General features: G+C 69.3%; 20 protein-coding genes and 1 pseudogene. 11 read left to right on the forward strand and 10 right to left on the reverse strand.

All coding sequences use genetic code 11. The features are described from left to right. The first annotated feature begins 192 nt into the window (after window positions 1-192). The 5 genes from IE118_RS28180 to IE118_RS28200 all read left to right on the forward strand — a co-directional run bounded on the left by IE118_RS28180 (window position 193) and on the right by IE118_RS28200 (window position 6,347). A complete protein-coding gene (locus IE118_RS28180) occupies window positions 193-750 on the forward strand; it encodes a PadR family transcriptional regulator (protein ID WP_189560886.1) in 558 nt (185 codons plus the stop codon). 91 nt (window positions 751-841) lie between these two features. Further along, window positions 842-2,566 (forward strand): acyl-CoA dehydrogenase family protein, encoded by a 1,725-nt coding sequence (locus tag IE118_RS28185; RefSeq protein ID WP_189560887.1) that lies wholly within the window; start codon window positions 842-844, stop codon window positions 2,564-2,566. A gap of 896 nt (window positions 2,567-3,462) precedes the next feature. Further along, window positions 3,463-4,449 carry a magnesium and cobalt transport protein CorA gene (locus IE118_RS28190; protein ID WP_189560888.1) on the forward strand — a complete coding sequence of 329 codons (987 nt, stop codon included), beginning with the start codon at window positions 3,463-3,465 and terminating at the stop codon, window positions 4,447-4,449. 619 nt (window positions 4,450-5,068) lie between these two features. After that, on the forward strand, window positions 5,069-5,896 hold the full coding sequence (locus tag IE118_RS28195) for an alpha/beta hydrolase (RefSeq protein WP_229846966.1): 828 nt from the start codon (window positions 5,069-5,071) through the stop codon (window positions 5,894-5,896). Beyond that, window positions 5,886-6,347: a hemerythrin domain-containing protein gene (locus IE118_RS28200; protein ID WP_189560889.1), complete on the forward strand. Its 462-nt coding sequence runs from the start codon at window positions 5,886-5,888 to the stop codon at window positions 6,345-6,347. The genes IE118_RS28195 and IE118_RS28200 overlap by 11 nt, the downstream gene beginning before the upstream one ends. A 281-nt stretch (window positions 6,348-6,628) precedes the next feature. On the opposite strand, the gene IE118_RS28205 is transcribed toward IE118_RS28200, so the two are convergent. Next, window positions 6,629-6,832, reverse strand: a complete 204-nt coding sequence (locus tag IE118_RS28205; protein WP_189560890.1) for a cold-shock protein — start codon at window positions 6,830-6,832, stop codon at window positions 6,629-6,631. A gap of 513 nt (window positions 6,833-7,345) precedes the next feature. Between IE118_RS28205 and IE118_RS28210 the strand changes: the two genes are divergently transcribed. Both IE118_RS28210 and IE118_RS28215 read left to right on the forward strand, forming a co-directional pair. Continuing rightward, window positions 7,346-8,281 carry a MerR family transcriptional regulator gene (locus IE118_RS28210; RefSeq protein WP_189560891.1) on the forward strand — a complete coding sequence of 312 codons (936 nt, stop codon included), beginning with the start codon at window positions 7,346-7,348 and terminating at the stop codon, window positions 8,279-8,281. A 73-nt stretch (window positions 8,282-8,354) separates the two neighbouring features. Further along, window positions 8,355-8,921, forward strand: a complete 567-nt coding sequence (locus tag IE118_RS28215; RefSeq protein WP_189560892.1) for a GNAT family N-acetyltransferase — start codon at window positions 8,355-8,357, stop codon at window positions 8,919-8,921. A 219-nt stretch (window positions 8,922-9,140) separates the two neighbouring features. On the opposite strand, the gene IE118_RS28220 is transcribed toward IE118_RS28215, so the two are convergent. Both IE118_RS28220 and IE118_RS28225 read right to left on the reverse strand, forming a co-directional pair. Continuing rightward, window positions 9,141-9,554: a hypothetical protein gene (locus IE118_RS28220; RefSeq protein ID WP_189560924.1), complete on the reverse strand. Its 414-nt coding sequence runs from the start codon at window positions 9,552-9,554 to the stop codon at window positions 9,141-9,143. A 202-nt stretch (window positions 9,555-9,756) separates the two neighbouring features. Continuing rightward, window positions 9,757-10,722 (reverse strand): helix-turn-helix transcriptional regulator, encoded by a 966-nt coding sequence (locus IE118_RS28225; protein ID WP_229846967.1) that lies wholly within the window; start codon window positions 10,720-10,722, stop codon window positions 9,757-9,759. Window positions 10,723-10,785: 63 nt separating this feature from the next. Between IE118_RS28225 and IE118_RS28230 the strand changes: the two genes are divergently transcribed. Continuing rightward, the gene (locus IE118_RS28230; RefSeq protein WP_189560894.1) at window positions 10,786-11,172 is read left to right on the forward strand and encodes a VOC family protein; all 387 of its coding nucleotides are present in this window, start codon (window positions 10,786-10,788) and stop codon (window positions 11,170-11,172) included. A gap of 272 nt (window positions 11,173-11,444) precedes the next feature. Here IE118_RS28230 and IE118_RS28235 read toward each other — a convergent pair whose 3' ends face one another. Together IE118_RS28235 and IE118_RS28240 are read right to left on the reverse strand one after the other, a co-directional pair. Further along, a complete protein-coding gene (locus IE118_RS28235) occupies window positions 11,445-12,935 on the reverse strand; it encodes an alpha/beta hydrolase family protein (protein WP_189560895.1) in 1,491 nt (496 codons plus the stop codon). A 439-nt stretch (window positions 12,936-13,374) separates the two neighbouring features. Continuing rightward, entirely contained in the window at window positions 13,375-14,124 is a 750-nt protein-coding gene (locus IE118_RS28240) for an SDR family NAD(P)-dependent oxidoreductase (protein ID WP_189560896.1), read from the reverse strand. 127 nt (window positions 14,125-14,251) lie between these two features. On the opposite strand from IE118_RS28240, the gene IE118_RS28245 reads away from it, so the two are divergent. Together IE118_RS28245 and IE118_RS28250 are read left to right on the forward strand one after the other, a co-directional pair. Beyond that, window positions 14,252-14,686, forward strand: coding sequence for an Rrf2 family transcriptional regulator (locus IE118_RS28245; RefSeq protein WP_189560897.1), 435 nt, complete (start codon window positions 14,252-14,254; stop codon window positions 14,684-14,686). A 157-nt stretch (window positions 14,687-14,843) separates the two neighbouring features. Continuing rightward, complete coding sequence (locus tag IE118_RS28250) at window positions 14,844-15,503, forward strand: TetR/AcrR family transcriptional regulator (RefSeq protein WP_189560898.1); 660 nt, start codon at window positions 14,844-14,846, stop codon at window positions 15,501-15,503. On the opposite strand, the gene IE118_RS28255 is transcribed toward IE118_RS28250, so the two are convergent. The 3 genes from IE118_RS28255 to IE118_RS28265 all read right to left on the reverse strand — a co-directional run bounded on the left by IE118_RS28255 (window position 15,487) and on the right by IE118_RS28265 (window position 19,672). Beyond that, a complete protein-coding gene (locus IE118_RS28255) occupies window positions 15,487-16,854 on the reverse strand; it encodes a phenylacetate--CoA ligase family protein (RefSeq protein WP_189560899.1) in 1,368 nt (455 codons plus the stop codon). The two genes, IE118_RS28250 and IE118_RS28255, sit on opposite strands and share 17 nt — an antisense overlap. Continuing rightward, window positions 16,851-18,389: a carboxylesterase/lipase family protein gene (locus IE118_RS28260; protein ID WP_229846968.1), complete on the reverse strand. Its 1,539-nt coding sequence runs from the start codon at window positions 18,387-18,389 to the stop codon at window positions 16,851-16,853. The genes IE118_RS28255 and IE118_RS28260 overlap by 4 nt, the downstream gene beginning before the upstream one ends. 155 nt (window positions 18,390-18,544) lie before the next feature. Continuing rightward, on the reverse strand, window positions 18,545-19,672 hold the full coding sequence (locus tag IE118_RS28265; RefSeq protein ID WP_229846969.1) for a choice-of-anchor Q domain-containing protein: 1,128 nt from the start codon (window positions 19,670-19,672) through the stop codon (window positions 18,545-18,547). 629 nt (window positions 19,673-20,301) lie between these two features. Here IE118_RS28265 and IE118_RS28270 point away from each other — a divergent pair. Next, entirely contained in the window at window positions 20,302-20,625 is a 324-nt protein-coding gene (locus IE118_RS28270) for a DEAD/DEAH box helicase family protein (RefSeq protein ID WP_229846970.1), read from the forward strand. A gap of 80 nt (window positions 20,626-20,705) precedes the next feature. On the opposite strand, the pseudogene IE118_RS28275 reads toward IE118_RS28270, so the two are convergent. Both IE118_RS28275 and IE118_RS28280 read right to left on the reverse strand, forming a co-directional pair. Further along, a pseudogene (locus IE118_RS28275) lies at window positions 20,706-21,260 on the reverse strand (SGNH/GDSL hydrolase family protein); the annotation flags it as partial. 135 nt (window positions 21,261-21,395) lie between these two features. Continuing rightward, a complete protein-coding gene (locus IE118_RS28280) occupies window positions 21,396-22,121 on the reverse strand; it encodes a dienelactone hydrolase family protein (RefSeq protein WP_189560902.1) in 726 nt (241 codons plus the stop codon). Window positions 22,122-22,329 lie beyond the last annotated feature (208 nt).

The raw sequence follows: 22,329 nt of genomic DNA on the forward strand, positions 1-22,329 counted from the left end.
TTATCCGTTCCTGCCTGCATGCACGGCAGTATCCACTCCCGCCGTCTGTCCCCAGCCGAGGGCCGTCAACCCGACCTGACCGTCACCACGGCGGTCACAGGCCCGCCACCTGCTCGCTGACCCGTTCAGCGTGAGCCGTGTCTCACCTCGCTGACGTTGCTATGCAACAAAGTGCATAGGAAGATCGTGCGCATGGCGCTCGAGCACGCGATCCTTGTCTCCCTACTGGAGAAGCCGGGCTCCGGCTATGAACTGGCCCGGCGGTTCGAGCGGTCCATCGGGTACTTCTGGACCGCCAGCCACCAGCAGATCTACCGGGTGCTCAAGCGCATGGAGAGCGACGGCTGGGTCGAGGTCCGGGACGTTGCCCAGTACGGGCGCCCGGACAAGAAGGAGTACTCCGTCGCAGGGCGCGGACGGGACGCGCTCTCCGCGTGGCTGAACGAACCGACCGAACCCGAAAGCGTCCGGCACGACCTGGCGGTGAAGGTCCGGGGCGCCGCCTTCGACGATCCGACCGCCTTGATCAGCCAGGTCGAGCGGCACCGGCAGGCGCACACGGACCGTCTCACCCACTACCTCGCCGGCGAAACCCGCGATTTCGGCGACCCACCGCCGGACGGCCGGCTCGACGCCGAGCGGGAGCTCCAGCACGCCGTGCTCCGCGGCGGCATCGCCTACGAGCGGATGATGATCGCCTGGCTCGACGATGTCCTCGCCACCCTGGCCCGGCTCGACACCGGTCGCTGACCGGCCGAGCAGACCAGCCCGGGACCCGCATCCGCACCCCATCCGAACGCGGACCCCCACCCTCACCCCTCCCAGCCGAAAGGCGGCACTCATGGCCGACGCGCTGCTCTTCAATCCGCGCACCTACGACCCCGCGCACTTCGACCCGGAGACCCGCAGGCTGCTGCGCGCCACCGTCGACTGGTTCGAGGAGCGCGGCAGGCGCCGGCTGATCGAGGACTACCGAACGCGCGCCTGGCTCGGCGACTTCCTCGCCTTCGCCGCCAAGGAGGGGCTCTTCGCGACCTTCCTCACCCCCGCCTCCGCAGCCGCGGACGGCGAGGGCGACATGCGGTGGGACACCGCCCGCATCGCCGCCCTCAACGAGATTCTCGGCTTCTACGGCCTCGACTACTGGTACGCGTGGCAGGTCACCATCCTCGGCCTCGGCCCCGTCTGGCAGAGCGACAACCCCGCCGCCCGCGCCCGCGCCGCCGAACTCCTCACACGGGGTGAGGTGTTCGCCTTCGGCCTCTCCGAGAAGGCGCACGGCGCCGACATCTACTCCACCGACATGCTCCTGGAGCCCGACGGCACGGGCGGCTTCCGCGCCACCGGCTCCAAGTACTACATCGGCAACGGCAACGCCGCGGGCCTCGTCTCCGTTTTCGGCCGCCGCACCGACGTCGAGGGCCCCGACGGCTACGTCTTCTTCGCCGCCGACAGCCGGCACCCGGCCTACCACCTGGTCAAGAACGTCGTCGACTCCTCCAAGTACGTCAGCGAGTTCCGCCTCGAGAACTACCCCGTGGCCACGGAGGACGTCCTGCACACCGGCCGCGCCGCCTTCGACGCCGCCCTCAACACCGTCAACGTGGGCAAGTTCAACCTGTGCACCGCCTCGATCGGCATCTGCGAACACGCGATGTATGAGGCTGTCACCCACGCCCAGAACCGCATCCTCTACGGTCGCCCCGTCACCGCTTTCCCGCACGTACGACGCGAGTTGACCGACGCCTACGTGCGGCTCGTCGGTATGAAGCTGTTCAGCGACCGCGCCGTGGACTACTTCCGCACCGCGGGCCCCGACGACCGCCGCTACCTCCTCTTCAACCCTATGACCAAGATGAAGGTGACCACGGAGGGCGAAAAGGTCATCGACCTCATGTGGGATGTCATCGCCGCCAAGGGCTTCGAGAAGGACAACTACTTCGCGCAGGCGGCAGTCGAGATCCGGGGCCTGCCCAAGCTGGAGGGCACTGTCCACGTCAACCTGGCGCTGATCCTCAAGTTCATGCGCAACCACCTGCTCGATCCGGTCCCCTACGAGCCCGTCCCCACCCGCCTGGACGCGGCCGACGACGACTTCCTCTTCCGCCAGGGCCCGGCCCGCGGGCTCGGCTCGATCCGCTTCCACGACTGGCGACCGGCCTACGACACGTACGCCCACCTGCCCAACGTCGCACGCTTCCGTGAACAGGCGGACGCACTGTGCGAGTTCGTCCGCACGGCCGCTCCTGACGAGGAGCAGAGCCGTGACCTCGACCTACTCCTTGCCATCGGCCAGCTCTTCGCGCTCGTCGTCCACGGCCAGCTGGCCCTGGAGCAGGCGGCGCTTTCGCATCTCGACGAGGACGTGCTCGACGAGCTTTTTGCCGTCCTCGTACGGGACTTCTCCGCCCACGCCGTCGAGCTGCACGGCAAGGACTCCGCGACCGAGGAGCAGCAGCAGTGGGCCCTTGACGCGGTCCGGCGCCCGGTCGTCGACGCGGCACGTTCCGAGCGCGTCTGGCAGCGCGTCGAGGCGTTGTCGGGGGCGTACGAGATGATGCCCTGAGACGAGCGAGAACGCAGCCTCGGGTGTCCGGGCGGTCCGTTCGGTGAGCAGTTCGCGGACCGCGGGCGGCCCACGGTGGCGAGGCCGCCCGATCCTCGACATCTCGCCGGACCTCTCGCTTCGCGGAAGGTTTCCCTGTCGACAGACGGGTCCGTGGTTGACGTGCGCCGACGCTCCCAGTCCTCCAGCACGGCCCGCTGGGAGGCATCGGTCACCGGTGACATCGGGATGCTCGCCTCGCGCATGGCCCGGTCTGCCCGCTCAGGACGCGGCGGCCGGCCGGGCCGCCCTTTGTGCCCCACACTCGGCTCAGGCGCAGGCCAGGCGCAGGGTCAGGCTGCGTGGGAATGAATCGTCCTGCGCGGGACACCCCCTTAGCCAAGCGTCGAGTGCAGTACGGGGAACTGGGGGAGTGCCATGCGGACCACGCCGTTTCGTGAGGTCCTGATCATTACCGCTGCGGCAGCCGCCGGAGCTGCTCTGACCGCGCGTTGGTGGAGCTGCGGCCGCCCACCGCACAGTGCTCCGGACGTGCCGGCCGGAGATCGAGTCGAGGAACTGCACTGGGCTTTCCGTGACCGCACCATGCCCCCTGCCGACTCCCCGGCTCAGGTGCTGCACCATTACTGGAACCGGCTGCACCCGCTGCAGTTCGAAGGCCCTCCCTCAGCCGCACGCACCGCACACCACTCGTTGCTGTCGCGCAGCACGGATTAGCACACGATGCGCTTCAGCCGCCCCGAGCGGTGCCTGCGCGCAGCATGTCGAGGCACTGGGCGATCGGACTGCCGTGCTGCCCGGGGTGTTCCAGCATTGCGGTGAAGCAGCGGCCGACCGGCGATGCGGATGGCGCACTGCCAGGCATGGAATGCGGTGGCGGAAGCATCCGTAGGGGCATGGAGTACGTGATTTATCGGAAGTCGGCGGGCGAGTGCGAGCAGATCGACTGCGGGCAGGCAGACGCGTGTGATGTCACCTTGGAGCGTCTGGCGGGCTTGAAGCCGGACGAGTTCGCCTGGATTCGCGTGGACGAACCCCGTCAAGAGGAGTTGCAGCGGCTCGGCAAGTACCTCGGGCTGCATCCCCTGGCCGTCGAGGACGCTGTCCAGGCGCATCAGCGGCCGAAGCAGGAACGCTACGGCGATGTGTTGGCCGTCGCGATGAAGACGCTGTGGTTCGTCGAACAGACCGCGGACGTGGAGACCGGGGAAGTGATGGTCTTCCTCGGACCTTCGTTCGCGCTGACCGTACGGCACGGCGTGAACGACCCCACAGCGGAGGCCGCGCGCCGCCTCCATGGGCAGCCGGACATGCTACGGCTCGGGTCGGTCGCCGTCCTGTACACCGTGGCCGATGTCATCGTCGATGCCTATGCCGAGGCTGCCGCCCGGGTCCGTACGGACCTGACCGAGCTGGAACGGTGCGTTTTCTCGCCCGCCCGGGACGACCTCACCGAGCGGATCTACTCCCTCAAGCGCGAGGTGGTGGAGTTCCGCGACGCCATCCAGCCACTCGTCCCCGTCCTGCAGCCTCTCACCACCGGGCGGGACGACTGGTCACCGCAAATCCTTCCGTACTTCCGCGACGTCACCGACCACCTCACCCGCACCGACACGGAAGTCCGCGCCCTGGATTCCCTGCTTGCCTCCGTCCTCGACGCTCATCTCGCCAAAGTGGGCACCTGGCAGAACGACGACATGCGCCGCATCAGCGCCTGGGCAGCCATCCTCGCCATTCCCACCATGGTCGCCGGGCTCTACGGGATGAACTTCGCCCACATGCCCGAGCTCGACTGGCGCTACGGCTATCCGTGCGCACTCGCCTTCATGGCCCTGGGAGCAGGGCTGCTGTACCGGGCATTCCGCCGCAACGGCTGGCTGTGACCGAGGCCAGCTAACTGCCTGCCCTCGCAAAGCGCGGGCGTTCCGGCGACCGAAAGGAAACCGAAGCGGGCAGTGGCGTCCTCCCCGCTGGTGCGGGGAGCAGACCGTGCCGTTCTCGCTGCGAGCTGACCGAGGATGAGGTGAACGACCTCCTCAGCGACGACGACCGCGACGCCGGCGGGGAGGACGACGAGTACGAGTGGGTGCGGTGAACGGCTCCAGGCGCCCCGTTTCTGGAGGGCCGGCGCTCCGGCCTGTGACGCGCTGCGGTGCATCGGCGTGTGCCTTTCCCGGGTGTTACGAAAACCAGCATCCCAGTCGGAGGGGCCGCCGCGCGGCTGCTTGAGGAGGCGGCATGCGCAAGGCGCGCTTGACCGGGTGCTGCGCGTCTTTCCCGGACAGCTGGCGGCTGTGGACCGGTGATGCGGTCCACAGCCTGGAGGGGTTGGCGCGTCAGGCATTGAGGCCCGGATCTGCTTGGGATGTTGCCGAGAACGCAATGTGAGGCGATGGCGCCGACTCGCGGTCCTGGAGACTGCGTGCTCACCCTGACGCCATTGCGGCAGCGCAACGCAACCGCCCATTTGGTCTTCGCGGTTATAGTTCCAGGCAGCGTCGCGTGTCGGTGGCGGATGGCTCGTCAGGCATGGAGGCGTCGTATCGAAAGGTGGCTACGGCCATTCCCACCCCAATCTCACAGAAGATCACGCTTTACCCCGCCGAGGACCGGTTCTTCGGCCCCCGACCCGCCGTCCTTGTCCTGCCCGGTGGCGGCTTTCGGGAACTTCCACCACACGAGGGCGAAGGCTACGCGCGCTGGCTGTCCGGCCTCGGCATCCACGCCTTCGTCCTGTCCTACCGGCTGCTGCCAGACCGGTTCCCGGCCCCGCTCGAAGACGCCCGGGCCGGGTTGGACCACATCCGCAACGGCGACCACGGCCTCGACGTCGGCCGGGTCGGCGTCATCGGATCAAGCGCGGGTGGCCAACTCGCTGGCCTGCTCATGACCGGCCAGGTTCTGTGCATCGAGGAAGGCGTCGCCGACCCGCCCCGACCGGACTTCGCGATCCTGGCCTACGCGCTGGCCGACCTCGACCTGCTGCCGCCGCCGGTGGTCGAGAACCTGCTCGGCGACCTGCTGCCCATCAAGGACGAGCTATCCCCGGCCAAGCATGTGGACGCGTCGGTGTGCCCGACTTTCGTCTGGGCCACCGCTCAGGACCCGCCGGGCCTGCCCAACGCCCTGGAGTGGACCCGGGCGCTGGCGGCCGCCGGGGTACCGGTGGAGTTGCACGTCTACCCGGGCGGCAGCCACGGCATCGGCCTCGCCGACGGCGTGGAATACGGCGGCGAGCCGCATAAGTTCATTGCGCGCGAGCCGCACACCGCGTCCTGGACGACCGCGTGCGCGGCCTGGCTGCGACGGGAGGGCGTTCTTGCCGACTGACCGCGTCACCGCCTGGGGCGGGGAACTGCAGCGGGTGCACGGCAAGCTGCGCAATGCGCTGGCGCTGGCGCGGGCGGGACTGGACGGCGGCGACCCCGCCGACGCCGCCACCGACCTGCTGTTGTTCTGCCACGGGTTCTGCGCTGCCCTGTCCGGCCACCATCGCGCCGAGGACGGTTCGCTGTTCCCGGAACTGGTACGGGCGCGACCCGACCTGGCGCCGGTGGTCGCCAAGCTGACTCAGGACCACAACATGATCGAGCACCTCATCGGTGGATTGCAGAAGGCGGTGGCCAACTCGACCGACCCGGAGGTGGCACACCGCCACCTGGACGGGATCGAGGCGGTCATGGAGACGCACTTCAAGTACGAGGAGAAGCAATTGGGAGCGGTGCTGGACGGCATGGATGCCGACTTCGACCGCACCGAGATCTTCGGCCCGATTAGCTGAGCCGCGTCCCGTTCGCGCCGCCCGCCGACGGCGCGAACGGGAATCCACCTGGATCCGGGCCGGGACAAGGTCGTCGACCACTTCACGCTCGACGGCGACGAGACCCGCTGGTTCCGTCTCCGGGTCTTCGCCGGACTCGGGCCAGTGCCCCAAGGGGCCGATGGGCTGCTCAGGAGTGGCGCCGCGCGATGCGGCAGGCAGCCTTACGGTCCTTCACCCGCACTGGTGAGAGAGGTGGCGGCCCGATGCGGGCCGCCACCTCTCTGACATCCCCGTGTCCGTCAGCCCCGGACGATGTTCTGGGCCTGCGGGCCCTTCTGTCCTTGGCCGATGTCGAAGGTGACGTGCTCGCCCTCGTGCAGCTCGCGGTACCCGCTGCCCTTGATCTCGGAGTAGTGGGCGAAGACGTCTGGGCCTCCGCCGTCCTGCTCGATGAAGCCGAAGCCCTTTTCGGCGTTGAACCACTTCACGGTGCCGCTGGCCATACTGGTGGATCCTTCGATTCATGCCTAGGAACAGCCGGTCCTCCGGGCGTGCTCCGGCCCCTGCTACCGCACGAGCCAACAGCCGTTCTACCCCGGAAGGCGGCACTCACTCCGCTGACGACACGCCCCTTTTCCGTATCATCTCGCCGGGCTGGAAGTCCGGCTTGTCTCTTGGCGGGATGACTACGTCGGGCTGACGGTCTACGACGCCCAGGGAGGTCGCACTTACGACCTGGACACGCGGCTGCCGGACGCCCCGTCGCGGCTGCTGCGCCGGTACTCAGTCGGCTGGTACTCCACAGGTCCGGAGATGGCGGAGTTCGACACGGCGTGCCCACGCATCACCGTGGACCTTCTCCCGGACGAGGAGGGCCGATGTGCTCAGTCGTGGGACCGGGAGGACAACGGCGATCGTGGGGGAGGAGTTGTCAGGACTTGGGCATGAGGGGTGCTAGCCGGCTGGTGTGCGGGAGGGCTTGAGTCTCCAGTAGGGGGAGACACGAAGGTGGGGACATGGACGGCGACTCGCTCTACTCGATCGGCGAACTGGCTCGGCGGACCGGTCTCACGGTCAAGACCATTCGGTTCTACTCCGATCGCGGAATCGTGGCGCCGACGGACCGCAGCCCGGCCGGCTACCGCCTCTACAGCATCGACGCCGTCGCACGCCTGGACCTCGTGCGGACCCTGCGCGAGCTGGGACTGGATCTTCCTACGATCCGCAAGGTCGTGGACCGTGAGCTGTCGCTTCCCGAGGTCGCCGCAGCGCACGCCGACGCACTGGCCGTGCAGATTCGCGTCTTGCGCCTGCGGCGTGCGGTGCTGACGGCGGTGGCCGAGCGCGGGTCCACACCTGAGGAGACGGAACTCATGCACCGGCTGGCCCAGCTTTCCGAGGACGAACGCGGACGTCTGATCGGCGATTTCCTCGACGCCGTCTTCGGCGGTCTTGACGCCGTCCCCGCATTCGCGGGGGTCATGCGCTCGATGACCCCCGAGTTGCCCGACAACCCGGAGGCAGAGCAGGTCCAGGCGTGGGTGGAGCTGGCTGAGATGTCCCTGGACCCGGGGTTCCGCGCCGTCGTGCGACGGATGGCCGTGGACCAGGCGGCCGAGCAGACCCGAAGCGACGTGGGTCCGCGCCGCGACATCGCCGCAGTCGTCCGTGACCACACCGGCCCGGCCCTGACCGCGGGCATCGACCCGGCCTCACCCCAGGCCGATCGAATCGTCGCGGAGTTCACGGCGCACTACGCGCACATCCTCGGTCGCCCCGATGATGTCGAGCTTCGCCGCCGGCTCGCGACTCGGCTGGAGACCGTGAACGATCCACGCAGGGAGCGATACCTGCAGCTGCTCGCAGTGGTCAACGGCTGGCCGGCCCCGGAGAGCCTGGCTCCAGTGTTTGCTTGGTCCGTCCATGCTCTGCGCGTCCGGACACAGCAGTGACGGGGCGGTCGCAAGGCGGCATGGGCGGACGCGGCTGGAGTCGGGTGGAAACTCCGGCGCATAAGATCGGTTGATGAATGCCCCGGTCGTACTTCAGGTGGCCGCGTCGCCGGTCTCTCCCGCTCTCGTTCTTCGCCCCTGGCGCATGGAGGATGTTGCCGCTTTGGTCGAGGTGAGCCGGGATCCCGCACTGCGCCAGTGGGGGAGCTCCGTTGTGGGCAACGACGCCGACGGGGCACGCTGGGTGCAGGCTCACCAGCAGGGCTGGGCAGCGGGGGACCGGTTCGGCTTCGCCGTCTTTGAGGCACAACCCGGTTCGGCTCGGGAAGAGTTGATGGGCAACGTGGTTCTCAAGGAAGTGACTGCCGGCAAACCGGCTGCCGAAGTGGGCTACTGGACCGCGGCGCACGCTCGCGGGCGGGGAGTTGCCTCCCGCGCTCTGGAGGCACTCACCGGCTGGGCCTTCGACACCTTCACAGCCCTCGGGCTGGAACGTCTCGAACTCCTGCACCAGGTGGACAACCTGGCATCGTGCCGGGTCGCACAGAAGAGCCGCTACGAATTCGAAACCATCCTGCCCGCGGCACCGCCCGCCTTCCCCCGCGAGGGCCATCTGCACATACGGCGCACGAGTGCCTGAGACTCTCTGGACTTCCGGTTTCTCCATCAGGAGATCCAGGTGACCGTCGGCCCCGTACTGCCGGGTCGTCGAGCGCACCTTCAGCTGGCTCCACCAGTTCAAGCGCCTCGGCATCCGGCATCCGCTATGAGCGCCGAGTGGAGCTCCACCAAGGCCTGCTCAAGCTCGCCACCAGCATGATCTGCATCCGACGAGTACCCGGCCGCTCTGAATGATCATCTAGGAATCCGAGCGCAGTCCCAACGCGCTGTGCTGCACCAGCCCAGCGGACGCATCAGCGGAGCCAGACCTCTGCTGCGTCAACTCCACCAGGCGTGCACGGAGATCAGTCGCCGGTTCGCCCAGCACGATGGCACTGATCACCAACTCAAGCATCAGGCAGTCGTAGTCGTCGTCCGTGCTCCGATAGCGCTTGGGATCGCGCTCTACTACGGCGCGAGTAATCTGCCAGCCACCGTCCACTGGCGCGAAGGTCGCCGCGAAGATCCCTCTGCCCGTCCAGCTTCGATGCAGGAAGGCAACCTCGCCCTCCGTGAAGACGTTCCACTTCTCGTCCATGTCCCGCGACGAGTAGCCGCGCTGGATCCGTTCCCAGTCTTCATCCGACCAGATTCGCTGGGGCAACCGTGGCATCGGTCGAGGAACAGATATCGGCCGGATGCGACCGGAGAACGTGGACCGGGTTACGCGTTCGTCAGCGGGCATGCAGCGATCCTACGGAAGAAGCCGAGCGGGACCACGTCAGCTCCCTCAGCGATCCCATGGTGAAAAGGCCAGTCAGATCCGGGCGGGGATGGTGGGTGCGTCTGAGACCCCGTATCCAGCGCAACGCCCGCTACCGGGGCTGACTGTCCCTGTTGTCCTCGAAGAGGATTCGGGTGCGGCGCAGCAGCGCCTCCCGTACGGAGTCCGGTGACAGGACGCGTAGCGTGGTGCCCAGGCTGAGGAGGTATGTGACGAGTTGGTCGGCGTCGTTGCCGCCGATTTCGACGATGGTGGTATCGGGGCCGTCCGGGCGATGGGTGCCGATCGTGGGTGGGACCAGCTGCAACGCCTGGTCCATGGGGTGCGCCAGCCGGACTGTGACATAGAGCGGGTACACGACGCCTGCGATGGATCGAGAGACGAGGAGCGCCGGGTCGGGCGGGTCGACGAGTTCCACGGTACGGCCGGTCGGTTGTACTTGTACCACCCGGTCGGCCCGGAAGGTACGCCACTGTTCCCGGGCGGTGTCCTGGGCGACGAAGTACCAGCGGCGGCCTGTGTGTACCAGGCGATAGGGGGCGACGTCCCGGACCGTGTCCTTCCCCGCGTGGTCCCGGTATGACAGACGGGTGATCTCGCCACGACGACAGACGGCGGCCAGTTCCCGCAGCACGCCGGGCGAGATCTGGCGGCCTTCGGATCGGGGGGTGTGGACGAAGGTCGCATCCATTTCCCCCAGCCGGCCCGCGATCCGCGGCGGCAGGACCTGTCGTAGCTTCAACAGCGCCGACAGCGCGGCCTGGTCGCTGCCCAGGACGCCGCTGAGCGCGACCTCCCGCAGCGCGACGGCCACGGCGAACGCCTCCTCGTCGTCGAGGATCAGCGGCGGCACCCGGGTGCCGCCGCCGAGGCGGTAGCCGCCCCAGGGCCCGGAGTCGGACTCGATGCCGTAGCCGAGTTCTCGCAGCCGGGCGATGTCTCGTCGGACCGTGCGGTCAGTGACCGCCGTACGCTCGGCCAGCTCGCGGCAGGTCCATGTCGGTCGCGTGGACAGCAGTGAGACCAGTCGCAGCAGGCGGGCGGAGGTACTGATCACATCCCGAAGTGTCTCCCATGACCAGGACCGGGACTGTCCTGGTTGGGTCATAGCTTCTTCCCCATGAGTACCGAACCCACATCCGCACCTGCGATCCGTTTGCTGTCCGTCGACTTCGACTGCCCGGACCCCGCCGAGTTGGCCCGCTTCTACGGCAACGCGCTCGGCTTGCCCGTCGTCTACCGCAGCGACGACTTCATCCTGCTCGGCCGGGAGAATGCACCCGGACTGGGCTTTATCCGGGTGGCCGACTATCGGCCTCCGACCTGGCCGGACTCGTCCCAGGGCAAGCAGGCACACATGGAACTGGGCGTCGACGATCTGGACGCCGCCCACGCACGGATGCTGGCACTGGGCGCCGTGGAACCCCCAGTCCAACCGCACCCCGATGAGCGGAGGGTCCTGCTGGACCCCGCGGGCCATCCCTTCTGCATCTCCACGCAGGACTGAGCAACGCCGGCCGACTGATCACCCCGGCCGCGAGCCCGCGCAAGGTGGCGAACTCACCGTGTCCCCGGCTTGTTCTTCATTTCCGAGTCTCGAAGTCGGTCGCTCAGTTGGGAGTTCGCCGGTGGGCGGGCCCTCGGTCGGGGCCGGTCGCTGCCGTGACCGGTACGCGCGCCGCCGGGCAGGCCGGTGCCGCATCGGACGGGAAGTGAGCGGACCGGCACACCGGCCAGGGAGGAGAACGGCCGTCGCGTCGGCTGCCGCGGCACAGGTGATCAGCGGCCGTTTCCCGGGTGGTGAACGCTCAGGTCGCCGCGGGCCGACAGGACGCCGGCCAGGTCGCCGGGCTTGTTCCGCAGGGTGGCGTCCAGGAAGGCGAGCGTGGGCACGGCGACCGTGCGTGGGCTCTCGGTGCGGCCCAGCGAGCCGACCATGGAGGGCACAGGCGGCAGGTACAGGGGGCCGTCCATGAAGGTGAGGTGTGCGGCGCCCGGGACGGTGAGCCGGTAGCTCGTCGCGGTGTTGACCTTGATGGCCTTGGTGAGGCGGGGTAGGTAACGCGGGTCGGTGTCCGGGGTGATGGCCTGGGTCAGCGCCAGCGTCGGCCGGTGGAGGGAGGGGGAGAGGGGGCCGTGGGGGTAGCCGTCCAGATCGATGACGGCGCCGAAACGGAGGTCCTGCCGGGCGGCTTGCAGCGCGGCGGCGCCACCCATGGAGTGGCCGGTGACCGCGACGCGGCCGGCGTCCAGATGTCCGGTCAGCGGGTCGGTGATCTCGCCTCGGCCCAGTTGCTCCAGCCGGGTGAGGACGAAGCTGAGGTCGGCGGCCCGGACAGCCGTCCAGCCGGCAGCCAGTTCGTCGTCCTTGTCCTGGTCGCCGGTGGAGGTGAGCTCGGTGTTGATCGTTCGGCCGTCGGTGAGGACGACGGCCGCGGAGTCGTACGGGTGGTCGAGTGCGGCAACCACATAGCCGTGACTGGCCAGTTCCTCCGCCCAGGCGGTGTTCTGGGTGCGCACTCCGCCCGCCCCGGGAGAGAAGAGCACGACGGGGAAGCGTTCGCCCTCACCAGCTACCGGGGCGTTAAAGACCGAGTGGGTACGGGCGCGCGGAACGCCGTCGACCAGGAAACCGGGCAGGCCTGCATAGCGCGCGAGGGCGTCGGACACGATGCGCCCCTCGTGCTCCGTGCGTCCGAGGTACGGGGCCCGCTGCGTGCCTGCTGGGCTGGGCTGCGCGGGATACCAGAGCTGGACCACGACCGTGCGCCGGTCGTGCGGATCGGCGGTGAAGCTCTCGGGGCGGCGTGGGTCGGTCCACTGCACCACGCGGGTGCCGACCGCGAAGTCGCCCGACGGCTCGGGGAAGGCGGGTACGGGAAAGGCCCAGGCGGCCACTGGGCCCGTGGCGATCAGACCGATGCAGGCAGTCGATCCCGGCAACGCCAGCCACCATCGGGCCCGCCACGCAGGCCGGCCGCTGCGGCGTCGCAGCAGCGGCGAGACGGCGAACGGCAACGCGAGGACCGCGCCTGTCAGTACCGGCAGCATCTGCCAGCGGATCCCCGCCACGCTCAGCGCGATCGCAGACACGACGAGAACTGCCCCCGCCGTGGTCGTGAGGCGTGGGCGGGCAGCGGAGGGAAGCCAGCGCGCCGCCACCACCGCGACTGCAGCCAGCAAGGCTGTGAATTCCAGGGGGGACATGTACAGCCCTGGGATGATCTCGGTCACCCGGTCATCCTCGGCGCAGGACCCGCGCCGCCGCATCGGTCCCCGGTAGCCATCGGGGGAGACCTGAGGAGCAGTCCGGGCATGCGCTTCGTACGACCGGAGGCGTACCCAGGCATGTCGTCCGGGCGACCGGAGTGGTAATCGGGCGCACCAGGGCGACGTTGGGGCGGCGTTCGCTCGAGCACGGGCCCATCACACCGGAGGCCGCCGAGGCGGACTGGTCGTAGTGCCGCCTCGGCGCCGGGCGTCGTGGCTCATGGCCGAGGGCACATCCCCACCGGCCAAGACCCGCAGGCCGTCAGCGGCCAGATCAACGCATGCGTAGACGAGCTCTAGACCGCCGGCGTCCTCGTCGACATCACGCGGCACGGCACGATCACGATCCGTGCTCCTTTAGGCGTGACCGCATAGGCGGGTCGTTGGCGGTGCACGCCCGAAGGTCCGATGTCCTTTGGGCGCGCGGCAGGGAATCGGGTCAGGCGTTGTAGCCACCGTGGGCGTCCAGTACCGCGCCCGTGACGTACGACGCGGTGGGGCTCGCCAGGAAGGCGATCGCTGCGGCGATTTCGTCAGGGTGTCCCATGCGTTGCAGGGACAGCGAGCTGACCAGGGCCTTGAGGGTTTCGGCGTCCGGCGGTTGCATGCCGCCCTCCATCAGCCCGGCCTCTACGACGTTGGCCGTGATGTTTCGGGGTCCGAGGTCGCGTGCGACGCCCATGGTGTACCTCTCGATCCCGGACTTGGTCGCCGCGTAGTCGGCAAGGCCGGGGGCTCCGACCCGGGAGCCCAGTCCGGAGCTCACCGTTATGATGCGGCCGCCCGTGCGCAGCACTCGGGAGGCGGCCCGGATGATGGCGATCACACCGAGGTAGTTGGTGGCGTGCATCCGGTCCAGGGCGGCGGTGTCGGTGTCCGGGTCGTCCACCGTGCCGGCCACGGAGATCGCCGCGTTGTTGACGAGAATGTCCAGGCCGCCGAAGTGCGCGACCACGTCGTCGATCAGCGCCGGCGCCCGGCTCGTGTCCGCCTGGTCGGACAGGAAGGCGACGGCCTTGGCTCCCTTGCCGTGCACCTCGTGGACGACGGCCTGCGCCTGCTCCTCGGAGCTGACGTAGGTGAAGGCGACGTCGGCGCCCTGCTCGGCCAGCAGTCGTACAGTCGCGGCTCCCAGTCCGCGGGACCCCCCGGTGACCAGGGCGACCTTGCCCGTGAGTGGCTTGCTCATTTCTTCTCACCTCGTTGATTGACCTTGCGTCGTCGTAACACTAATTGTTACGACGCTCAGTTGCAACTATCACTGTTACGACTGTGCTGACGTAACATGAAGCGTTGCGGCCGGGAGGAGAAGTCCATTGAGCGCCAACAGCAGGCTGACCATCGCCGCCCACGCGCTGGCCTGGATCGGCCTCTACCAGCGCCAGGGTCACGAGGTCGCCACCTCCGAGCAGATCGCGACCAGCGCGAACACCAACCCAGTGGTGATCAGACGGCTGCTCGGCGAACTGCGCAGGGCCGGGCTCGTGGAGTCCCGGCGGGGCGTGGGCGCGGGCTGGTCGCTGGCACGCGAGTTGGAGTCGATGACCCTGCTCGACGTGTACGAGGCAGTGGAACCCGGCCCGCTGTTCGCAATGCACCGCACCACCCCCGACCAGGGATGCGTGGTGGGTCACGGCATCCAGCCGGCGATGCAGAGCATCTACGAGGGCATCGAGGAAACCCTGAGACGCGAGCTGGCCCGCGTCACGCTCGAGAACGTACTCCGAGACGTACTCGCGGCACCTCGCTAGTGCTGTGATCGGAAAGGTTCGCCGGGTGAGGTGCGGACGAGCAGTTTGAATGGGCTGGCAGACTGTATGCCGAGGGTCGGAAGTATCGAGGCGTGACCATCACCCTGCATGACGCCGGATCGACCGATACTGCTCGTGCTTCCTCTAGAGTCGCCGTATGACGGAGGCCCCAGCTCAGGAGCGCGGCGCGCGGTCCCGGGACGCGATACTCGACACCGCCACCGACCTGATGTCGCGCCACGGCTACGCCGCCACGTCCATCTCGATGATCTCCGCCGCGTGCGGTCTGCCGGTCAGCTCGATCTACTGGCACTTCGGCAGCAAAAAGGGGATCTACGTCGCGGTGCTGGAGCGCGCCAGGACCACGTTGCTGGCGGCACTTCCCCCGTCCGAGGTGCCGGGCGCCGATGTCGCGCAGCGTCTGGACACCTTTCTCATGGAGGTCGGGGACGCCTTCCAGCGCCACCCGCGGGGTGTGAAACTCCTGTTGGGACTGGGCATGATGGGGCAGGACGCCAGCGCCGCAGCCGTGGCAGAGGTGCGTCAGTACCGCGACGCACTGGTGGACTGGGCCCGCGATTCGGTGAGTTCCGTCTTCGCGCTGCGTGACCGCCCCGAGGCGGCGGACGAGTTGGCGCGCTTCACACTGAGGATGGTGAGCGGAACCGCAGTGGCCCGCTGGTTCGAGGCGGATACCGTCCTGGACACCGGACCACTGCGCGTGGCGTTGCTGGCGCTGGCGGCCCACCACGGGGTTCCGACGCGGGGCGTCCCTGGCGAGGACGCCCCGACGTCCGTCGTCACGGCCAGGGAATGACGACCCGGTACTTGCCGCCCGCAGACTGCTCGGGTGGCTCGTGGGCGCGTTCGACGCTCACGTGGCCTACGCCGTGGGCGATGAGCAGGGCGACCATCTCCTTTCGCACCGCCGTCCACAACCGCTCCCGGTCGGCCGTGACGGCGGACAGGATCCGCACGCGGACGCAGCTGGGCGCCGTCTGGACGATCTGGAACAGGTCGATGCCCGGGATGCTTTCCAGAAGGGTCTCGAAGGCCATGGGCACGATATGCACGGTGCCGCCGTCCAGGCGCGGGAAGGACAACAGGTCGGCCGCGCGGCCGCGTACTCTGATCGCGGGGAGCAAGTCTCCGCACGGGCATGCGTCAGGACGCAGCACAACACTGTCGCCGAGGTCGTAGCGCAGGATCGGCTGTGCCCATCGACACAAGCTGGTCAGGAGCACGGTGAAGGACTCCTGACCCGGCGGGGTGGGGCGGAGATCGGGCCCGACGGGCTCCAGGATCAGCCAGTCGCTGTGGACGTGGAGCCACCCCGCCGGGCAGCCGTAGGCCAGGGCGAGGCTCTCGTTGCAGCCGTAGGTGTCGACCAGGTGCGCCCCGAAGGCAGAGCGGATCCTGCGGTGGTCGTGGTCACTGACCCCCTCGGCCAGCAATGACACCGCGGCCGGGGCGATGCGCAGCCGACCGGCCAGCTGCTCGCCGGCGAGCAGCGCGATCACAGTGGCGTAGCCGGCCAGGAATACAGGTCGGCACTGGTTGAGCTGGTCCACCAGCTCGGGCAGCGGGCTGTGCACCGACAGCACCCGGCTGCCCCGGGCCGGCAGCCGACCGACGGCGCGAGAGCGGACGATGACGGTGTACGCGGCCAGATGCCCGCCAATGGCCACGATGTGCGCCGACCGCATGCGGCGGATGAGCAGCCGGGCCGTCACCGCGGGCGTAAGGGTACGCCGGGCGGCCCGCAGGGACAGGACCCTGACCACCGCCGCCGCGTGGTCGTCGAGCAGGAACACACCACGGTGACCGGTGGTTCCCGAGGTGGTGGTGACCAGGTATCGGCCCAGGAAGCGCTCGCCGGCCCGCCGGGGATCCGCGACGAACGCCCGTACGCGGTCGATGGTCACCTCGGGATCGGTGACCCAGTCGTCGAAACGCGCCATCAGGTCCTGCTTGCGCGTGACCGGCAATAGGGTGGGATCCTCGATGCGTTCGGGTAGGGTCCGGTACAGCTCGCGGTAGTACGGGGAGTGGGTGCGGGCGAAGTCGATCATCGCGGTCAGCCGTTCGCGCTGCCGGTGCGCCAGGCCGTCCGGGCCCTGCCGCAGCGTTCGGCGGCCGTCTCGGATCAGGGCGAGCGTCGATGTCATCGCACGGCTCCTTCGGGAACGGGAGCGGGCTGCCAGAACGCGCAGTGGTGGTCGGCCGCGAACCCGGTGGTGGGTTCGACCCGGTCCGGGGCCAGCACCTGGATGCGGTCCCCGTCGGCCGTGTAGCGCGGCCAGGTCTCAGTCCCGGGTGCGTTGGGGTCGCCCGTGGCCGCGAAGCGGGCCCAGTAGGCAGTCATCGTGGCGGACAGCCGGCGCTGGGCGGGCGTGAGGGGTGCTACCGAGTCCATGGGGAACAAATAGGCCAGTTCTGCGGCATGGAAGGCACCCTGCGGCGTGTGCGGTGCCGGGATGAACGGTGGCGCCTGGGCGTCGTGGAACTCGTAGGCGTAGACGGGCGTCCGGCTGACGTACAGCCGGCTGTCGGCCCGTGCCGGGCAGGCGAACCGCTGGTCGGTGCCGACGGCGGAGTAGGCCAGGTTGGCGGACGGATAGGCCGAGACCGGGTAGGTGTCCAGGACCGCGGCCGCGCGGTTGCCGTGCTGGAGTCGGACCAGGCCGGCGTAGGAGTCGGGGGTCAGAGGGCCGCCGCCGAGCAGATCCACGTACAGCGCGGTGAAGTAGCGGTATTCGTCATGGGTGTTGCCGCTCAGCGTCGGGACCGCGTTCACTCGCCCCTCGGCCCACGCCGTGCGCGGAGGACGGGGGAGGACGCGAGGGCCGGTGTTCGGGGCCCACAGGGAGGCGGCCCCCGTCCCGGTGGCGCGGATGAGCTCGGAGGCGGGCACGGCACGCAGGCAGCCTGCTGCGGTCGTCGGGTCGGTGCAGCCGACCGAGGCCGCGAAGCCGCTTCCCTTCCGTTCGGCCGCGTCGAGCGGGAGTGGCGTCGGACTGCCGTCCGCGGCGCAGGCTCCGCTCTGCTGGATCGCCCGGTGGAACAGGTTTTCCGCGGTCGGCGAGGCGATGTGGAGGCAGGTGTCCGCCGACCCGGCGGACTGACCACCGAGCGTCACCCGGTTCCGGTCGCCACCGAAGACACCGATGTTGCGCCGCACCCAGCGCAGGGCTGCCTGTTGGTCCATCAGGCCGTAATCACCCGAGGCGCGGTCCGGGCTCTCGGCCGACAGGGCGGGGTGGGCCAGGAACCCCAGCGCCCCGAGGCGGTAGTTGATGGTCACCACGACCACACCCCGCGCCGCCAGGGCGGAGCCGTCGTAGTCGCTGCCCGCGCCGTAGACGTTACCCCCGCCGTGCAGCCACACCAGGACCGGAAGGGGCCGGTCGCCGGTGCGGGCGGGCGTGCGGACATTGAGGTACAGGCAGTCCTCCACGGTGCTGCCCGTGCGGTTGGACTCGCCGGGCAGGACGGGGCCGCCGTCGGGGAGCAGCGTCAGCGGTAACTGGGGGCAGGGGTGAGCCGGTGCGGTGGCGTTCCGTACGCCTGACCATCGCGGTGGGGGGAGTGGCGGACGCCAGCGCAGCTCACCGGTCGGCGGGGCGGCGAACGGGATCCCCTGGAAGACCCGCCCGCCGTGGTGAACGGCCGCGCCTCGCACCCAGCCCCGGTCGGTGCGCACGACCAAGGAGTCGGGGCCAGAAGCGGCGCGAGCAGTGGGCGGAGGAACGGTCAGTGACAGAAGCAGGGCCGCGACGGCGGCTGTGGCGCGGGCTGAAGTGCGCAGGCACGGGGCTCTCATCGCTCGCTCCAGGTGCCGGTGTCGGGGGTGGAAGGTCATGGCGTGTACTCGTATGCGCCGATGTCACAGGTGGCGCCCTGCGGGCGAGTGACGCCGCGCTGATCGGTGGCCGGGCAGTCCACGGCCGCGTCCAGGGCGGGACTGCCCGGCAGCAGCGCCACGGTGTCCGTGGGGCCGCCATGGTTTGCCAGCGGTCCGACCAGCGGGTCACGACTGGGCATGTCGCCCGCGGCCGAGAGCCGGCAGCTGCCGTCGCCGTCGATGTTGTGGCCCTGTGACGAGATGGTGGCGAAGGCCTTCTCACAGTCGGCGGCCGCGCCGTCGACGGTGTTGCCCGCGACGACGGAGTTGCGCAGGGTCATGCGTCCCAGTGGCAGATTGACGATGTCGGGGATGGGCGCGGGCAGGCTGTCCAGGTAGGCCGGTGCGATGTTGATGCCGCCACCGCCGTCGCTGGAACTGTTCCTGATGATGGTCGAGTTGAGGATCTGCACGGCTCCCAGGCCGCGGATGTCGATGCCTCCGCCGTAGCCGCCGAGGCTGCCGGGGCGGTCGCCCGGGTTCGTCACGCGGTTGTCGGCGATCGTCGAGTTCGTCACGGTGCCGCTGTCGTCGAATCGGATGCCGCCGGCCTCTCCGGCGGCATTCCGGCTGACCGTACTCTCGACGAGATCCAGGTGAGAGTCCGGGACGTTGAAGACGCCGCCGCCGTAGCCGGCGGAGTTACCGGTCACGGCGACCCGGCGCAGCGTCAGGTGCCCTGCGTTGGCGATGCCACCGCCACCGGTGTCGGTGAAAGGCAGTTCGCGCTGCTTGGCCCTTCCCCCGGTGATCGTCACACCGGACATGTGGGTGTCCGCCCGCAGGCGGAAGACCCGGTCCAGGTGATTGGCGTCGATCACGGTGCTCCGCGCGCCGGCGCCCTGGATCGTGGTGGGTGCGTCGACGTTCAGGTCCCCCGTGGTCGGGTCGGGATGGTCGCCGATGATCAGCCGGGGGTCGGGCGGGATCGTGAGCCGGTAATGGCCAGGGGGCAGTGTGATCGTACTGCCCGGCCGGGCGTTGGCGGCCATTGCGGCGGCACGCAGGCTGCACGCGCCCGACGCGGTGCGGCACCGGCCGTCCGACGGGTCGGCGTCCACCGCGTCGGCGGTGGTGTCCACGACGAACTCCGCAGGGTCGGCGGCCGGGGCCGCGGTGACGGTGGCCCTGGCGGAGAGTGGCGCCGTGATGGCGAGGACGGTAGCGGCGAGTGTCGCAGTGGTGACGGTGACTAGGGCTCTCATGCGGTGAACTCCTCCCGACGAGGGGTCTGCGCGTACGAGGAATCGGTGGCTGTAGGAACTCGGAACTGGTGGAGATGGCAGGCACGGCTCATGCGGACAACGGTGCGTGGTTGCGCTGGAGCGGCGACGCCGACCGAGGAGCGGAAGAAGAACCGGCAGAGCGGGAGAACAGGTCCGCGTCTCTGTAGCGAGCGTTCCATTCAGAGCGGATCGTGTCTACGCGCCGACGGAAGAAAGGCCGAAGTGCAGCGCTGCCGTACGACCGGAGCGTTCTCTGCGATCACTGCGGGCGGGTCGGCTCCGAGCACCACATGTGGGTGGCCTCTGACGTGGTGCGTACGGCTGGCTGGGGCCGCCTGGGCGCGGCACGGTTTACTTCCGGCCACGCAGCAGGACGCTCCCCGTCTGCTGGCCGGACCGGGCTGACGCGGCTGCGCTTGCGGCGCACGGGGTTCGCTCAGACGAACGGGATTCAGGGTGAGCCCAATCCGTTGCAGCGTTCGGTGATGGAGGAGCCGCGGCCGGCGGTGGGCCAGGGGCGGCGTGGCGGCATCTTCCTGGTCACCGCTGCTCCGGGGGACGGCAAGAGCCAGACGGCTCTGGAAGCCGAGCGAGTCTTGTCCGAGGCGTTCGGCACGCAGGGGTATGCGTTCTTGCTGCCGACGATGGCCACCAGTGATCAGATGCACGGGCGGGTCGCGAAGACGTCGCTGCGTCAGGCGGGCGAGGAGGCCGGGCTGACGCTGGTCCGCAGCAACCCTCAGCGGCGTATCGGCTCCGGGCCCCCGCCGGTCTCGTTGAGCCGGCGGGTGATGGAGGAGTCGTGGTAGCCGAAGGGGTTCGAAATGGTTCGCCTGTCCGGCAGGGGTGGGCGCCGGATCCGTAGGAAGGGGGCCGCCGTCGGAACCGGCTACACGCTACGGGTTCGGAGCCAGGTGTCGATGACCTCGGCGACAAGGGCGGCACCGCGGCTGTTCTGATGGACGTGGTCGGTCGTGAGCACGAGCCCCCGGCGCCGCGAGACCGTATCGAGGCTGCGGCGCAGCAAGGCGCGCCGGACGAGGACGCTGGCGCTCGCTGCGGGCGTCGGGTCCCGGTAGGGGATCGGCGTCGGGTCCGCCTGGCGTAGTTCCTCGGTCTGGCGTTCGTGGAGCGGGGGGTAGCTTGCCTCTTTGACGCTGGCGACCTCGGCGATCATGCGGCTGTACGCCTGTGATGCCCGCGCCGCGGCTCCGTCGAGTTGTTGGCCGAGGACGGGGAGGGACAGCAGAGCGATCGTCGCGTCGGTCCGCGTTCGCAGCCGTTCGACGACGTTTCCCAGGCACTGCTGGAACCAGTCGGCCGACGGGCGCTCGGGGAGTTGTTTGCGCTTCATGGCCCGCTCGACGGGGTAGCCGGCGAGGCTCGCTCGGGCGTCGTTGCTCCCGATCAGCACGGTGATCACGTCAGGTGGGTCCGCAAAGACGGGTGGCCTTCATCGACTACGGTCAGGGACCCTTCGTGTCCATCTGCGCAGCGGCGTCCGGCAGGCACGCTCGCGGGTTGCCGCCCCGGTCGGCCGGCTTGCTTTTGTGGTCCGGGATCGTGGTTGCCGACCAGATCACTCCGTTATGGGCAGGCATTCGGCGAGCAGGTCGACGACGTCCCGCCAAGCACGCTGCGCGTGTTGAGGGTGGTGCCCGACGCCTGGAAGCACGGTGTGGTCGACCGGTGGGTGATGGAAGGCGTGCAAGGCGCCGCCGTAGACCACGAGGCGCCAGTCGACGCCCGCAGCCTGCATATCGGCCGTGAATGCGTTCCGTTGCGCGGGCGGCATGATCGGGTCTTCCGACCCGACGCCGGCCCACACCGGGCAGCGGATGCGCGCCGTCTCGCCTGGTCGGCCCGTGGTCAGTCCGTTGACTGTCGCGATCGCGCGCAGGTCGACGCCGTCGCGCCCGAGTTCCAGCGCGATGGCGCCCCCGGTGCCGTAGCCGACGGCGGCGATCCGGTCCGGGTCGGTCCGCGGCTCGGCGCGCAGCACGTCGAGCGCCGCGTGGCCGATGCCTCGCATCCGGTCGGGGTCGTCGAGCAGCGGCAGGCAGCGGGCCAGCATCTCCTCCGGATCGCCCAGATAACGTCCGCCGTGGAGGTCGAAGGCCAGGGCCACATATCCCAGCTCAGCGAGCGCATCGGCCCGGCGGCGCTCGACGTCGCTGAGCCCCACCCCTTCGGGCCCGACCAGGACGGCGGGCCGGCGGTCGACACCGGCCGGGATGGCGAGGTGCCCGATCATCGTCAAGCCGTCGGCCGCGTATTCGATCGTGCGTGTTGTAACCGTCGTCATGAGCCTGGACTGTAGTGATCGCCGGGCACGGGCGGGCTGGTGTTCTGCTGCTGGCAGATGGCAGGTCTCTGGCGCGTCCGCGGCTGGTGGTCCTGTCGCGGTAGCCGAGGACGTCAACAACGACGCAGCCGGGGAGTCCGACGAGCTGCTGTCTGATGGCAGCACCGCGGGCAGCGGCGGCAGGGACCCCGACCTCTGCCTTGGTGCT

The organism is Streptomyces pilosus, assembly GCF_014649835.1.
GTDB classification, from domain to species: Bacteria; Actinomycetota; Actinomycetes; order Streptomycetales; family Streptomycetaceae; genus Streptomyces; species Streptomyces pilosus.

Excerpts from the sequence above, each read along its gene's own strand:
- IE118_RS28190 (WP_189560888.1), top strand. The coding sequence starts at position 3,463 with ATGGAGTACGTGATTTATCGGAAGTCGGCGGGCGAGTGCGAGCAGATC.
- IE118_RS28255 (WP_189560899.1), bottom strand. The coding sequence starts at position 16,854 with ATGACATCGACGCTCGCCCTGATCCGAGACGGCCGCCGAACGCTGCGG.
- IE118_RS28235 (WP_189560895.1), bottom strand. The coding sequence starts at position 12,935 with ATGCGGCGGCGCGGGTCCTGCGCCGAGGATGACCGGGTGACCGAGATC.
- IE118_RS28240 (WP_189560896.1), bottom strand. The coding sequence starts at position 14,124 with ATGAGCAAGCCACTCACGGGCAAGGTCGCCCTGGTCACCGGGGGGTCC.
- IE118_RS28280 (WP_189560902.1), bottom strand. The coding sequence starts at position 22,121 with ATGACGACGGTTACAACACGCACGATCGAATACGCGGCCGACGGCTTG.
- IE118_RS28180 (WP_189560886.1), top strand. The coding sequence starts at position 193 with ATGGCGCTCGAGCACGCGATCCTTGTCTCCCTACTGGAGAAGCCGGGC.
- IE118_RS28270 (WP_229846970.1), top strand. The coding sequence starts at position 20,302 with ATGGAGGAGCCGCGGCCGGCGGTGGGCCAGGGGCGGCGTGGCGGCATC.
- IE118_RS28185 (WP_189560887.1), top strand. The coding sequence starts at position 842 with ATGGCCGACGCGCTGCTCTTCAATCCGCGCACCTACGACCCCGCGCAC.
- IE118_RS28230 (WP_189560894.1), top strand. The coding sequence starts at position 10,786 with ATGAGTACCGAACCCACATCCGCACCTGCGATCCGTTTGCTGTCCGTC.
- IE118_RS28205 (WP_189560890.1), bottom strand. The coding sequence starts at position 6,832 with ATGGCCAGCGGCACCGTGAAGTGGTTCAACGCCGAAAAGGGCTTCGGC.
- IE118_RS28210 (WP_189560891.1), top strand. The coding sequence starts at position 7,346 with ATGGACGGCGACTCGCTCTACTCGATCGGCGAACTGGCTCGGCGGACC.
- IE118_RS28215 (WP_189560892.1), top strand. The coding sequence starts at position 8,355 with ATGAATGCCCCGGTCGTACTTCAGGTGGCCGCGTCGCCGGTCTCTCCC.
- IE118_RS28250 (WP_189560898.1), top strand. The coding sequence starts at position 14,844 with ATGACGGAGGCCCCAGCTCAGGAGCGCGGCGCGCGGTCCCGGGACGCG.
- IE118_RS28220 (WP_189560924.1), bottom strand. The coding sequence starts at position 9,554 with ATGCCACGGTTGCCCCAGCGAATCTGGTCGGATGAAGACTGGGAACGG.